General features: G+C 58.4%; 14 protein-coding genes. 12 read left to right on the top strand and 2 right to left on the bottom strand.

The features are described 5' to 3' along the window. The first annotated feature begins 1 nt into the window (after position 1). From E9531_RS14725 to E9531_RS14670, 12 genes are all read left to right on the top strand, one after another. Positions 2 to 877 (top strand): alpha/beta fold hydrolase, encoded by an 876-nt coding sequence (locus tag E9531_RS14725; RefSeq protein WP_136574531.1) that lies wholly within the window; start codon positions 2 to 4, stop codon positions 875 to 877. 41 nt (positions 878 to 918) lie between these two features. Further along, positions 919 to 1,911 (top strand): ABC transporter substrate-binding protein, encoded by a 993-nt coding sequence (locus tag E9531_RS14720; RefSeq protein ID WP_136574530.1) that lies wholly within the window; start codon positions 919 to 921, stop codon positions 1,909 to 1,911. An 86-nt stretch (positions 1,912 to 1,997) separates the two neighbouring features. Then, positions 1,998 to 2,771 (top strand): ABC transporter ATP-binding protein, encoded by a 774-nt coding sequence (locus E9531_RS14715; RefSeq protein WP_136574560.1) that lies wholly within the window; start codon positions 1,998 to 2,000, stop codon positions 2,769 to 2,771. 8 nt (positions 2,772 to 2,779) lie between these two features. Continuing rightward, positions 2,780 to 3,646, top strand: a complete 867-nt coding sequence (locus E9531_RS14710; RefSeq protein WP_244610139.1) for an ABC transporter permease — start codon at positions 2,780 to 2,782, stop codon at positions 3,644 to 3,646. 58 nt (positions 3,647 to 3,704) lie between these two features. Further along, positions 3,705 to 4,235, top strand: coding sequence for a nucleoside deaminase (locus E9531_RS14705; protein ID WP_136574529.1), 531 nt, complete (start codon positions 3,705 to 3,707; stop codon positions 4,233 to 4,235). A 25-nt stretch (positions 4,236 to 4,260) separates the two neighbouring features. After that, entirely contained in the window at positions 4,261 to 5,058 is a 798-nt protein-coding gene (locus E9531_RS14700; protein WP_136574528.1) for an FAD binding domain-containing protein, read from the top strand. Between the two features lie 11 nt (positions 5,059 to 5,069). After that, positions 5,070 to 7,355 carry a xanthine dehydrogenase family protein molybdopterin-binding subunit gene (locus E9531_RS14695; RefSeq protein ID WP_136574527.1) on the top strand — a complete coding sequence of 762 codons (2,286 nt, stop codon included), beginning with the start codon at positions 5,070 to 5,072 and terminating at the stop codon, positions 7,353 to 7,355. Continuing rightward, positions 7,348 to 7,911 (top strand): (2Fe-2S)-binding protein, encoded by a 564-nt coding sequence (locus E9531_RS14690; RefSeq protein ID WP_244610138.1) that lies wholly within the window; start codon positions 7,348 to 7,350, stop codon positions 7,909 to 7,911. Before E9531_RS14695 ends, E9531_RS14690 begins: the two co-directional genes overlap by 8 nt. Before the next feature lie 4 nt (positions 7,912 to 7,915). Beyond that, positions 7,916 to 8,500, top strand: a complete 585-nt coding sequence (locus E9531_RS14685; protein ID WP_136574526.1) for a nucleotidyltransferase family protein — start codon at positions 7,916 to 7,918, stop codon at positions 8,498 to 8,500. Beyond that, a complete protein-coding gene (locus E9531_RS14680) occupies positions 8,493 to 9,851 on the top strand; it encodes an XdhC family protein (RefSeq protein WP_136574525.1) in 1,359 nt (452 codons plus the stop codon). The genes E9531_RS14685 and E9531_RS14680 overlap by 8 nt, the downstream gene beginning before the upstream one ends. Positions 9,852 to 9,976: 125 nt before the next feature. After that, positions 9,977 to 10,483 carry a universal stress protein gene (locus E9531_RS14675; protein WP_136574524.1) on the top strand — a complete coding sequence of 169 codons (507 nt, stop codon included), beginning with the start codon at positions 9,977 to 9,979 and terminating at the stop codon, positions 10,481 to 10,483. A gap of 282 nt (positions 10,484 to 10,765) precedes the next feature. Further along, positions 10,766 to 11,191 (top strand): hotdog fold thioesterase, encoded by a 426-nt coding sequence (locus tag E9531_RS14670; RefSeq protein ID WP_136574523.1) that lies wholly within the window; start codon positions 10,766 to 10,768, stop codon positions 11,189 to 11,191. A gap of 39 nt (positions 11,192 to 11,230) precedes the next feature. Here the strand turns inward: E9531_RS14670 and E9531_RS14665 are convergent, their stop codons facing one another. Further along, positions 11,231 to 11,833, bottom strand: a complete 603-nt coding sequence (locus E9531_RS14665; protein ID WP_136574522.1) for a cob(I)yrinic acid a,c-diamide adenosyltransferase — start codon at positions 11,831 to 11,833, stop codon at positions 11,231 to 11,233. Between the two features lie 208 nt (positions 11,834 to 12,041). Then, the gene (locus E9531_RS14660) at positions 12,042 to 13,832 is read right to left on the bottom strand and encodes an acyl-CoA dehydrogenase C-terminal domain-containing protein (RefSeq protein ID WP_136574521.1); all 1,791 of its coding nucleotides are present in this window, start codon (positions 13,830 to 13,832) and stop codon (positions 12,042 to 12,044) included. Between the last annotated feature and the right edge of the window lie 141 nt (positions 13,833 to 13,973).

The following is a 13,973-nucleotide window of genomic DNA, read 5'->3' as shown; positions in this document are numbered from 1 at the left end:
TATGCCCAACAACACGTTCAACAAGGTCAGCCACATCGTCCTCATCCACGGTGCTTGGCAGGGCAGCTGGGCCTTTCAGGCCTGGGTGCCGCATTTGCAAGCCGCAGGCTGGAATGTGCATGCGGTGGATCTGCCTGGCAATGGCGTACCCGCCACGTTGAGTTGGCCAACCCAAGTGCAGCCGCACTTGCAAGACTACACCGCACATGTGCTGCGCGTGCTCGACAGTCTGGATGGCCCAGCCGTTGTGGTGGGCCACAGTGGCGGCGGTATGACCGCATCACAAGTCGCCCAAGAACGCCCGCATGCTGTTGCTGCACTGGTGTATTTGGCAGGAATGATGTTGCCACATGGCTGGAGCCTTGGCGATGCCATCGACGCATGCCAACAGGCCCACCCACAATGGGCTTACGAAGGCATTGGCCCGCATTTGCAATGGGACAGAAGTGGCCACGCCAGCAGCGTACCCGAGGCCGTGGCGCAGCATTTTTTCTTACACGATTGCGAGCCTGAACACGCCAGGCAAGTGGCTCGCCATTTCGTATGGCAACCCGAATCGGGCCGTGCCATGCGCAACCATTTGACGCCCGAGTGCTTTGGCACAGTGCCACGCATTTATGTGGAGTGCCTGCGCGATCGCTCCATTTTGCTGGCCTTGCAGCGCCATATGCAAACGCTCTCGCCAGGCGCCAGTCGCTTGAGCCTCGATTGCGGCCATGTGCCACAACTGGCATGCCCTGCGCTGTTGACACAACAACTGCTGCTGCACTTGGAGCAGCGCCATTTCATCGCTCCAACACAAACTGGCGCGGACTTTGCTGTATCCCTCTCATCAGCACAAGCTTGCGCAGCGCAAGAGACGGCTTACCAACCATGATGGCCAGCACTTCTGGCTTGTTTTACCCCTCGGAGATTCCCATGACATTGCGCCCTTTGTTGACCGCCTTGACTCTGGCCACTGCCAGCTTGCTCGGTACAGCAGCCCATGCTGCAGACAAACTCACCGTCCAGCTGGACTGGTTGCCCGGTGGCGACAAAGCCTTCGTATACGCGGGCATAGAACAAGGCTTTTTCAAAGAAGAGGGCTTGGAAGTGACGGTCTTGACCGGTCGCGGCTCCTCTGATGCGGTCACCAAAATTGCTACAGGCACTGCAGATGTCGGCTTTGCTGGCCTCTCCGCCTTGATGATGGCGGCGGCCGAAGCCGATGTGCCTGTCAAGGCAGTGATGTCGTTGTACTCCAAACAACCCGATGCCTTGTTCACCCGCGCCAGCAGCAGCATCCAATCGCTCAAAGACATGGAAGGCAAAACCGTCGCGATGCCCACGTTTTCATCGTCCAACGCGCTGTGGCCTGTGGTGCTGAAGAAAAATGGGGTGGATGTCAGCAAAATCCGCGTCATCAAGACAGACCCCTCCACCATGGCCCCCATGCTGGCACAAGGGCGTGTAGACGCCACCATCAACTGGGTCACGGTGGGGCCCGCCTTTGTGGATGTGCTGGGCCAAGCCAAACAAGAACTGGCCATTCTGCCGTGGACCCAATTTGGCCTTGATGGCTACGGCTGGTCTGCCATGGCCAGCGACAAGCTCATCAAAGACAGGCCAGAAGTGCTGCAACGCTATATGCGCGCACTGGTGAAGTCGGTGAACTTTGCGATCGCCAACCCAGCGCAAGCGGCCAAGGACTTGCAGGCCAATGTCCCCGAAGCCAATGCTGCTGTGGTTCAAGCGGAATTTGAATCCTCCATTCCTTTGTTGAAAAACGAAGTCAGCGAGAAGTTCGGTTTCGGCACATTTGACCCCGCCTTGCTGCAAGCCACATGGGGCTGGGTATCGCAATCGATGGACTACGCTGCAGACAAAGTGCAACCTGAACAACTGGTTGACCGCAGCTTTCTCAAGCCTTGATTGAAACGGCGTTGGTGGAGAAACAAAATCCACCAACCACACTGTTTGACCACCCCTTTTACAAAGGCCTGAGAATGGGCTTCGCCATGGAACATGTGATTGATCTTGATGCCGTTGGCCAAGTGTTTGGTGCCAGCGACGGAGGCCGCATTGTGGCCCTTCAAGGGGTTGACCTGCATTTGCGCAAGAATGAGTTTGTCTCCCTCATCGGCCCCTCTGGCTGCGGCAAATCCACCATCTTGCGTTTGATTTCGGGCTTGCTGCAACCCACCTCTGGCCAAGTGCGTATTTTCGGCATGCCCGTGACAGAGCCACGCGACGAAATCGGCATGGTGTTCCAAAAACCAACCTTGCTTCCCTGGCTGTCGGTGCTTGACAACATCACCTTTCCGATGAAGCACAAATACGGCCGCGTGACCGATGCCGAGCATGCCCGCGCCCGCGAACTGCTGGAAATGATTGGCCTGGCCGACTTCGGCCACAAGCGTCCAGGCGAACTCTCAGGCGGCATGCAGCAACGCGTCTCGATTGCGCGCTCGCTGCTGCACGATCCTGACATTTTGCTGATGGATGAGCCCTTCTCTGCCCTTGACGCGTTGACACGCGATGAAATGAGTTTCGAGCTGCTGCGCATTTGGAACGAACGGCCCAAAACCGTCGTTTTCGTGACCCACTCGATTCAAGAAGCACTGTTGCTGTCAGACCGCATTGTCGTTATGAGCGCACGCCCGGGCAAAGTCGACGACATCATCGATGTGCCGCTGCCCCGCCCGCGCAACATGGCAACCCTGACCGACCCCATCTTCACGCAAATGGCCAATGACATTCGCGTACAAGTTTTCAGCCGCACCCCTGCTTGAGCCCGCTTATGACCACCTCAACCAGCAGCCCCCATACCGCCGCGCCAAGCCCCCATGTGCGCACGCATGCCTCTGAACCTGCAGACAATGCCGCACAAACACTGCCCTCGCGTTTGCGTGCTTTAGCCAGCCGTTACGCTTCGGCCTTGGTTTTTATCGTTGTGCTGATCGCATGGCAATTGATTTGCCAATTCGCACAAGTGCCCGAATACATCTTGCCTGCACCCAGTGCCATTGTTTCGGCTGCCATCGGGCTTGGCCCGGCGCGCTGGTTTGAACATGCCGCCGCCACGTTGCAAGTGGCACTGGCTGGCTACCTGGTTGCGATTGCCCTGGCGCTGCCGTTGGCCATTTCCATCACACGTTCTCCATTGCTCTCACGCATCATCATGCCGTGGCTGGTGGTGATCCAATCCACACCTATTGTGGCCATCGCCCCCATCATCGTGGTGACCTTGGGTGCAGGCTGGTTGCCACGCGTGGTCATTACCACCCTGATCGCCTTTTTCCCGCTGGTAGTCTCCACGGCATTGGGTTTAGCCTCTGTACCTGCTGAATTGGTGGAGCTCTCGCGCTCGCTGCGTGCCAGCACGTCACGCCAGTACTGGCAAATTCGCATGCCCTATGCCGTTCCGTACCTTTTCTCCGCGCTCAAGGTGTCCATCACGCTGGCCATTGTGGGCGCTGTGGTTGCGGAGTTTGTTGCCGCAGAAAAAGGGCTGGGCTATCTGATCTTGTTTTCCACCTCATCCTTTCGTGTACCCGTGGCCTTTGCCGCATTGGCTTTGTTGGTGTTGAGCAGTCTGGTCTTGTATGGCCTGGTGCGCTGGCTGCAAGCGCGTTTGTTTCCCTGGAGCCAAAACGCGGGCCATTGACCCCTCATCCACACGCTTGACCAGCCTTGCTTGAGCCCCATCGACTAGCCTCAATTCCATGACAGCCGAGACACCCCACCCCACCACAGCACCTGCGGTAAAACGCAGCCCACCAAGTGAAGAACAACTGCTGCGCCATTTACGTCATGCAGGCACCGTAGCGCAACGTGCTGTGACTTTGGGAAAACACCCGTTCGGTGCCATTCTGGTTGCGCCGGACCATGAAACCGTTTTGATGGAGCAATGCAACATCGACACTGTTAACCATGCCGAATCCACTCTGGCACGGGTAGCGGCACACAACTACAGTGCCGAGTATTTATGGGCCTGCACCCTCTACACCACCGTTGAGCCTTGCTGCATGTGTGCAGGCACGGCCTACTGGGCCAACATTGGTCGAGTGGTGTTTGGCATGACCGAACACGACCTGTTGCAATGCACCGGCAACCACGGCGAGAACCCGACCATGAGTGTGGACTCGCGCTATGTGTTCGCACACGGGCAAAAACCGGTGGAGTTGATCGGCCCAGTGGCGGCTGTTCACGACGACATTCTGGCCTTGCACCAACGCTTTTGGGCGCAGCATTAATCAGCAACACAGCAGCGAGGCCACGGTGCGTTTACTCACTCCCCACACGCCAGTCCAAGCCCAGCAGTGGGCCAATGACTTGGGGCCTGCTGCCCGCTTTATCTCAGGCGGCACTGTCGTACAGCAAGAATGGGCTGACCCACGCCTGGCGCCGCTGGACGTGCACTTCATTGACCTCATGGGCTGGCCCCAAACCCAAAGCATCGCGTTGACCAACGCGGGGCTTCGCATCGGTGCAGGGGCAAGACTGGAAACGGTACGCACCCACCCCATCGTGCGCCAGCACGCCCCCATGCTGTGCGAGGCATTGGCGCAATTGGGCGCACCGGGGATTCGCCGCGTGGGTACGCTGGGCGGCAACCTCGGCTGGGGGGTAGGCGACACCTGCCCAGTACTTTTGGCCTTAGATGCCCAAGCCGAACTGGCCAACGGCAGCTGCGAGGCGCTGCACACCCTACTGGCCCAGCCCGTGCGCCCGTTGATGACAGCGTTCTGGTTGCCCCGCCATGACGACCTAGCTGTGCCTCGCACCGCCTTTGAAAAAGTGGGCCACCGCGCGGCATTCTCGCCCGCACGCATCCGTATCGCCATGCGTTGGAGCACCAGCGCTTGCCCCGTACTTGAGCGCGTTGCTGCCGCAGCGCCTGGCACCATAGCGCACCGCCTGTTTACGGTAGAAACACTGTGTGCGAATGGCCATGACAGCCAACACGCCCCCCTCAATTTGCACCGCATTCGCGCGGCCTGCCTTGAAAGTCTGCCTGTCGATCTGGCTGCCATCGCCAGCCGTTTGATTGCAGGCCACAGCGGCTGTCTGCCATAGAGGGTTACCCCATGACGCACACATGGTCAACGCCACACGACATCCTGCGACTCAACGATGCACCGCTTGATCGTCGCCCTGACAGCCGTGCAAAACTCGGTGGTACGCCGGGCTACCTGAGCGACCGCATTGCCACAGGCCAGCTGCGTGGCTTATTCCTCGGCAGTCCCTTGCCCCATGCACGCATAGTGCACATCGATACCACCAAAGCACGCGCCATCGCCGGTGTACATGCCGTGCTCACCCATGCAGATATCCCTGGCGAAGCCTTGTATGGTTTGCGCAAAGTAGACCGCCCTGTGCTGTGCAGCGACAAAGTGCGGTATGTGGGGGATGCCGTAGCTGCCGTTGCAGCAGACGATTTGGCCACCGCCTATGCTGCGCTGGCAGCGATTGAAGTGCACTACGAAGCGCTGCCACTGGTGGACGACCCTGAGGCGGCTTTGCAGACGGACTTGCCGCCCGAAGCCTGGGTACACCAAGGCGGCAATTTACTGCACCAAACGCACTACCAGCATGGCAACCTGCGTGCCGCCGAGGCACAAGCCTCGCATGTTGTAGAACACATCTACACCACACCGCGCCAACTGCACGCCTTTCTGGAAACCGAAGGGGGAGTTGCCGAACCGGATGGGCACGGCGGCTTGCGCCTGTATTTCGCGGGCCACAACCCTGCCCGTGAATGCCAAGTCATTGCCGACATGCTCGGATTAGCACGCACGCAAGTGCACTCGGTAGGTACGCCGGTTGGCGGCTCTTATGGCGGCAAAGATGAACTCACCATCCAGCCCATTGCCGCCTTGCTGGCCTGGAAAACCCAGCTCCCTGTCCGTATGCACTTGAGTCGCACCCAATCGGTGGATTTCGGTGTCAAACGCCACCCCATGCGTATCCGCATGCGCACTGGCTGCGACGCGCAAGGACGTTTGTGCTTTCAGTACACCGACATCTTGGCTGACACCGGCGCCTACGCCACCCATGGCCCCGAAGTGCTGGATGCGGCCCTGGAACACGCACCTGGCCCATACCGCTACTGCGCAGTGGATCTGCATGCCCGCCTGGCCTACACCAACAACGGCGTTGCTGGGGCCTTTCGTGGTTTTGGCGCCGTGCAGGTGCAGTTCGCGCTGGAACAACAAATGGACTTGCTGGCGGAAAAAGTCGGCATCGATGCCGCAGCCTTTCGCGCTCTGAACCTAACCGCCCCCACAGATCCCGGCCCGCTAGGGCAAACCGTTGTGCCCTTTGATGGCCCCCAACGGGCGTTAGACGTGGCACGCCAGCACCCGCTGTGGCAAGGGCCAAAGCGTTGGCACAGCGGCAGTGGCCGCTATCTGCATGGCGTGGGCCTTGCCTTGGTACACCGCAGCGACGGTTTTGGCAAAGGGGGTCCGAGCCACAGTCGCATGGTCTTGGCCTTGGCCGCCGACGGCATGATTGAACTGCGTTGCGGCTTTACCGAATTGGGTCAAAACCTGATTGGCAGCATGCGCAATGTGTGTGTGCGCCATTTGCATTGCGCCGCTACCGACGTCCGCCCCGTGTTGGGCGATACGCGCTGCACTCCAGATTCAGGGCCAGTCGCAGCCTCGCGCGCCACCACACTGGCATGGCGTGCGGCAGCCCAGGCCAGTGCCAGCTGGCACCAACAATTGTGCGCAGCAGCAGCTCGTGTACTGGCATGCGAGCCCGCCCAACTCAAACTCGGCGCTGGCGGACTGTACCGTGAACACACATGCGCTATCAGCTATGCCCAATTAGCCCACGCCTTGCCTGTCCATGCACTGCCATCCATTACTGTGGAATTACACGCTGAAGACCCACAGTGCAATGCCCATGACACCCACTTTGTGTTTGGCGCTTGTGCTGCGCTGGCGCAGGTACGCGTAGATTGCTGGAACGGCATGGTGCAGGTAGAAAAAATGGTCATGTGTTCAGCGCTGGGGCCTGTAGTGTCCCCACAAGGGATGCTCGGCCAGATGGAAGGCGGAGCGGTGATGGGTATGGCCATGTGCACACAGGAAGACCTGCCCTGTGTGCAAGGCCGCTACACCGCCCGCAATCTTGATGCTTACTTCATACCGACCTTTGCCGATGCCCCGGAGATGGACGTACTGGCCATCCAAAACCTGCCAGAAGCCGACCCCATTGGCCCACGAGGTGCAGGCGAGATCAGCGTGAACTTTGCGACCCCCGTTGTGGCCAATGCTTTAGCCCGCGCACTGCGCCACCCGGTCACACACTTGCCCGTATTGCCCAACGATGTGATTGCCATGCTGGAGCGCACCGATGTCTGACTGTTCAATGCCCTTATTGCCCTGCAAAACAACGCATGCGCAGCCGTATCCCACACAGCCAGATGCTGTTGAATGGATCGATCTCTGCCTGGAACTCAACAGCCAATCTGTCAGCGCTCGCTGCACACCCGACACCCGCTTGCTAACCTTGCTGCGCGAGCATTGGCATTTGGTTGGGGCCAAACCTGGCTGCGAGGTGGGGCGTTGTGGCGCCTGCATGGTCTGGTTCAACGATGCGCCAGCCAATGCCTGCCTGCTGATGGCCTACCAACTGCAAGGCCAGCGTGTACGCACAATCGAATCGCTGCGCGAAGATCCGGTGGCCCAGCCTGTCATGCAAGCGCTAGACGCCTGCGGCGGCGTGCAATGCGGCTACTGCAGCGCAGGCATGGTCGTGCATTTGAGCTGGCTGCATCAGCAATTGCCACTCCCCAACAGGCAGGAAGCAGAAAGCATGATGTGTGGCAACCTCTGTCGCTGCACTGGGTATGGCGGCATCCGGCGCGCCATTGCCCAACTGTTCCCTGCCGAAACCCTGCCGCCACCAGCCGTGTAGCGCCATGCCTGCAGTACCGCAGCCGATCATCGTCCTCGTGCTTGCAGCCGGGCAAAGCACGCGCTTTCGCGCTGCAGGTGGGCATGGCCACAAGCTTGATGCCGATTTTGCAGGCACCAGCGTGCTGCAGAGCACCTTGGCCCAGGTGCGCAGCAGCGGTTTGGCATGGCACCTTGTGCGCCCCGCTGGTGGCACACCCGGCATGGGCGACTCGATCGCGCTAGGCGTAGCCAGCACAGCCAACGCGGCGGGCTGGCTCATCCTGCCCGCCGACATGCCTTTGGTACAAGCTGCAACCTTGCGCGCAGTGGCCCATACATTGCAAACGCAACCTGCCAGTGTGGTTGTACCGTGCTACCAAGGGCAGCGCGGCCATCCCGTTGGTTTTGCCGCCAAGCACAAGCAAGCGTTGCTGAACCTGCGCGGCGATTGCGGCGCCAAGGCCATCGTGCAGCAAACCCGTGAAATTGGGGCTGTGTATGAGCTGCCGGTGCCTGACAGTGGCATCGTGATCGACGTGGACACCCCATACCTGCTGGCAAAAGCCCTGCACCAACACCACTTGAAAGGACCGTTTGATCATGCCTGATGATGCCGAGCTGCACGTTCTGCGCAGTGCAATGCAATGGCGCGAACAGCACATTCCTGCCGTATTGGTGACTGTCTTGCGCACTTGGGGTTCCGCGCCAAGGGCCGTGGGTTCACTCATGGCATTGAATGCCCACGGAGACACCGTCGGCTCCGTTTCCGGGGGGTGTATTGAAGACGCATTACGCACCCGCTTGCTGCCCACCCCCGGCGCTCCCGCATGGAGCAACGCAGCACCAGAGCGGCGGCACTACGGCATCACCTCCGAGGAAGCGCATCAACTGGGCTTGCCTTGCGGCGGCACACTCGAATTGCTGCTGGAATTCAACCCTGATGCGCACGTACTGCGCACGTTGGTAGAAGCCATCGCCGCCGGGGGATTGATGCACAAGCGAGTGGATCTGCATACCGGCGCTGTGCACTGCGCCACCGCCAGCACAGCCATTGCACTGCACTGCGATGCCCACAGCATGCAGTGCACGTTGGGCCCCGCCTGGCGCATGCTGCTGATTGGGGCTGGCGATATTGCCACCTATTTGGCCGCCATGGCGCAATTCAATGGTTTCCAGGTCACTGTCTGCGATCCGCGCAGCGGCATGCAGGCCCGTTTATCCGCGCAGGACATACACACCACGGGTGCCATGCCCGACGATGCCGTGCACGCTTTCGCGCCCGACGCACGCAGTTGCGTGATCACCCTCTCGCACGACCCCAAACTCGATGACGTGGCATTGATCGAAGCCCTGCAAAGCCAAGCGTTTTATGTAGGCGCTATCGGCTCCAGCACCAACGCCGCCAAGCGGCGTGCCCGCCTGGCGGCATTTGGTGGTCTCTCGCCAAATGCCATCGCCCGCCTGCATGGCCCTGCCGGCCTCGCTATTGGCAGCAAAACCCCGCCTGAAATAGCCGTCAGCATCATGGCCCAGGTGCTAGCTGTGCGTCATCACACCAACACGGCCCAGACCGCTGGGCATTGCGACGTTGTGCGCAAGGCTCCCATGCCGCAGCACGCCATTGTTGCCTCCCAGCGCAGTAAAGCAGTACAACCACCTATCAGCGCACCAACAGTGACCGCAGTGGCAGCGGTTGTGGATGCCTTCTCAGACGAGTGCCCCATTCCCATCTTGAAAGCCAGGCAAGCCCTGCAAACCTTGAGCGCAGGGCAATTGCTGCGCGTTGAAACGTCAGACCCCGCCTCTGCCGTAGATTTTCCCCGTTATGCACAGCAAAGTGGACATACCTTGGTAGAGCACGGTTTGCAAGCAGGCCGCTACTACTTTGTACTGCGCAAACGCACACAACGCCCTGCCTGCGCACCACCACACAGCAACCAGACTGAACCTGCGGCATAAACGATATTGAGACGTGCAACTGGTCTTGATGGATATCGTCGTCCACACAGCAGCAAAATCGCGCTACTATTGAGCCGTGGTGCTTGGACAGCATTCATCTCAACCCACTGACAGGAGGTTCAGCGATGCCCAACTACTCCCATATCATGGTGCCCATTGACGGGACCGACACTTCTTTTTGCGCGATCGACCATGCACGTGCCATTGGCAAGGCATTCGGCAGTTCAGTGCTGGTGCTGTATGTCGTTGACCCTTACCCGTTCACCGGCATTGGTACCGACTTGGCTTACGGACAAGCCCAGTACGTGGCTGAATCCAGCGAGCAAGCTGAACAGGCCCTGCAAAAAGCCCGCAGTCTTTTAGAGGCAGACAACTTGCAGGTTGAGACCTTGTCGCTTGAAGGCTCCATTGTGCAAAACACCATCTCACAGGCGGTGCAGGAGCGTGGTATTTCTCTGATCATCATGGCCTCGCATGGCCGCTCTGGTTTAGAGAAATTTCTTCTTGGCAGCACCACAGACCGTGTTCTGGGTTCTGTACAGGTGCCGGTTTTAGTGGTGCGCAACAACGATGCCGAAAAAACAGCGTCTACCAACCAAGAGCCCCCCACCATTGCGCCGCCCTTGATCTGAAGGACATCAGAACATGCACAAGCGCAGCGCTGTTTAGGCAATGCGCTTGCTCCATCTTCTGCCCCAACATAGGCGACAGCCTGGCACAAGCTGAGCGCCGTACAATGCCCAAGCCTATCGGCTTGATGGGCCTCAAACATACAGCATGAGCGCCCGCTGTGCCTGACAAATTTCCGCCTAACACGGCCCCATGTGCGGCAGTAAACCGGCATGCGCCGAATCAGAGCCCAGCGCGCTTGCATGTTGTCTCATGACCTCTATTGGAATAAAGGGCGTAGCGCCATGGCGATCTGGAAAAAAGACATCAGCAAAGACATCATGGAGCGCAGTCAGGCCAACACCGCGGTCTCCCATCTGGGCATTGAGGTGGTAGAAATTGGCGAAGATTTTCTGCGCGCCCGTATGCCGGTGGATGCACGTACCAAACAGCCATTTGGCTTATTGCATGGCGGCTGTAGCGTGGTGCTGGCTGAAACCCTAGGCTCCATGGGCGCCTATTACTCGGCGCCAGAAGGACACCATGCAGTGGGGCTTGACATCAACGCCAATCACTTGCGTGCCGTGACTTCTGGCTGGGTGACAGGCACGGCTCGCCCAGTGCACGTTGGCCGCACCACGCATGTGTGGCAAATTGATATCCACGATGAAGCGCAAAAACTGGTGTGCGTCTCGCGCATCACCATGGCGATTTTGGGCAACGGACAATAAAAGAAGTTGATAAGGTGTTCAGGCCGGCTTGCTGATTGATTAATCAGCAGCCTTTTCAGCGCGGTCGCCGCCGTCTGCACCTTCGCCTTGGGCTTTAAGGCGCTCGCTTTGCCAATACACCTCCCCCTCACCATGGTTCAAGTTTAAGTGCCGCGACAACACAAACAACAGATCAGATAAGCGGTTGAGGTAGCGCTGCGGCCCGGGCAGCATAGATTCGGTTTGGCCTATGGCCACGACTGCGCGCTCAGCGCGGCGTGCTACGGTGCGACAGACATGCGCCTGCGCAGCAGAGCGACTGCCTGCAGGCAAAATAAATTCTTTCAATCTGGGCAGATGGGCGTTGTACTGCACCAGTGCTGCATCCAATGTGTGCAACGCATCGTCTTGCAGCAACTGGTAGCCCGGCATGGACAGCTCACCGCCTAAATTAAAAAGCTGGTGCTGCACGCCTTGAAGCAGTTGGCTTACATCTGCAGGCAACGGCTCGCATAGCAGTAAACCAATGTGGGAGTTGAGTTCATCCACCTCACCAATCGCATCAATGCGTGTTGAGGCCTTGGACAAGCGCGTGTTATCGCCAAGCCCTGTCGTTCCATCATCCCCTGTGCGCGTGGTAATCGCACTCAACCGGTTGCCCATGTCCAGCCTCCTCAGGTGCCAATGCCCTGTCACGTTGAAAAACCCCTTTGCGATTGCGCCGCAAAGGGGTGTCGGTAGCGAAGGTCGCTTTGAACTGCTAACACCCCCTTACAAACCAAAGGTTTGCAATTGAGACTAGGTACGAAACCAAATCAGTACAGGTAGTACGACAAGGTTTTGTAACTGCAAATCAAGGGTTATGTTGGGCTTAGAACGCATCCATTGGCAACTCCATCACGCTGTGGCCACCGTTAACGATGGCACTGCGCAACGCGGCCGTGCGCGGCAAGATGTGCTCTGCGTAGAAATGCGCCGTGGTGATCTTGGCCTCATAGAAGGCTTTGTCTTCCCCTTGGCTCAATTGTGCACTGGCAACCAACAGGGCACGGCCCAAGTTCCAGCCTGCGACCAAATTACCCGCCAGCATCAAATAAGGAACGCTGCCTGCATATGCGGCGTTGGGGTTCTCGCGGCCATTGGCGACCATGTAATCCACAACGTCCAAAAACGCTTGGCGGGCAAGGGCTAGCTCACGGGCAACCGCTTGTGCAGGCTCGCCACCCAAAGCGCTCAACTGGGCTTCAGTCTGCTCGATTTGCGCAGCAATGGCCTTGGCAACGGCACCGCCATCACGGCCGGTCTTGCGGCCCACCAGATCATTGGCTTGAATCGCGGTTGTGCCTTCATAGATGGTCAAGATTTTGCAATCGCGGTAATGCTGAGCAGAACCGGTTTCCTCAATAAACCCCATACCGCCATGCACTTGCACGCCCAAGGCCGTCACTTCCTGACTGATCTCGGTGCTATAGCCTTTGACCAATGGCACCATAAACTCATAGAAAGTCTGGTTGTCCTGGCGCACTTGCGCATCAGGGTGTTTGTGGGCTGCATCGTAGGCGGCAGCTGCCGTGATGGCCGTGGCGCGGGTGCCTTCAATCAGGGCGCGCATGGTCATCAGCATGCGGCGCACATCTGGGTGGTGAATGATCGTGGCACTGCCTTTGACCGAACCATCCACAGGACGGCTTTGCACACGCTCACGGGCGTAGGCCACGGCCTGTTGATAAGAACGCTCGGACACCGAAATGCCTTGCAAGCCCACTGCGTAACGGGCGGCGTTCATCATGATGAACATGTATTCCAAACCGCGGTTTTCTTCGCCCACCAAATAACCAGTGGCACCACCGTTATCACCAAACTGCAGCACCGCAGTAGGAGATGCTTTGATGCCCAATTTATGCTCGATGCTGACGCAATGGGCATCGTTGCGAGCGCCCAATGAACCATCGGCATTGACCAAGAATTTAGGCACCACAAACAAGCTGATGCCTTTGACGCCTTCAGGTGCACCTTGCACACGGGCAAGCACCAGATGGATGATGTTCTCAGCCATATCGTGCTCACCATAGGTGATGAAAATTTTCGTGCCAAACACTTTGTAGCAGCCATCTGGCTGTGGTTCGGCGCGGCTGCGCACCAATGCCAGGTCTGACCCGGCTTGTGGCTCGGTCAAATTCATCGTACCTGTCCATTGGCCAGAGATGAGCTTGTCCAGGTATGTGGCTTTGAGCTCATCGCTGCCAGCCGTGACCAACGCTTCAATCGCACCATCGGTGAGCAAAGGACACAGTGCAAAACTCAAGTTGGCGCTGTTGAGAATCTCTTGGCAGGCAGCACCAATGGTCTTTGGCAAACCTTGCCCACCAAACTCGGGGGCATGCTGCAAACCTTGCCAGCCACCTTCTGCGTATTGTTTGAACGCCTCTTTAAAGCCAGGCGTGGTGGTGACCACGCCATCTTTCCAGCTCGATGGCTGCAAATCCCCTGCCACATTCAGCGGCGCAATCACATCCTCATTGAATTTGGCGCACTCTTCCAGCACTGCTTGTGCAGTGTCAAGACCGGCATCCTCGAAGCCAGGCAGTTGTGCAACGGCCTCGATATTGGCCAGGTGCTTCATGTTGAACAGCAAATCTTTGACGGGGGCTTTGTAGCTCATAGTTGCCTCATTCTCTTTTCATTCAAAAATGAAAAAATGGCACCACTGAGGATGCCATTTCTTCAATCAAACACACATACGCGCTGCGCTTACAGCTTTTCAATCAACTCAGGCACAGCAGCAAACAAATCAGCCACGAGG

Source organism: Lampropedia puyangensis (assembly GCF_004833285.1).
GTDB classification, from domain to species: domain Bacteria; phylum Pseudomonadota; class Gammaproteobacteria; order Burkholderiales; family Burkholderiaceae_C; genus Lampropedia; species Lampropedia puyangensis.
The sequence above is the reverse complement of the archived record's forward strand: the minus strand, read 5'-3'. Positions and strand labels throughout refer to the sequence as shown.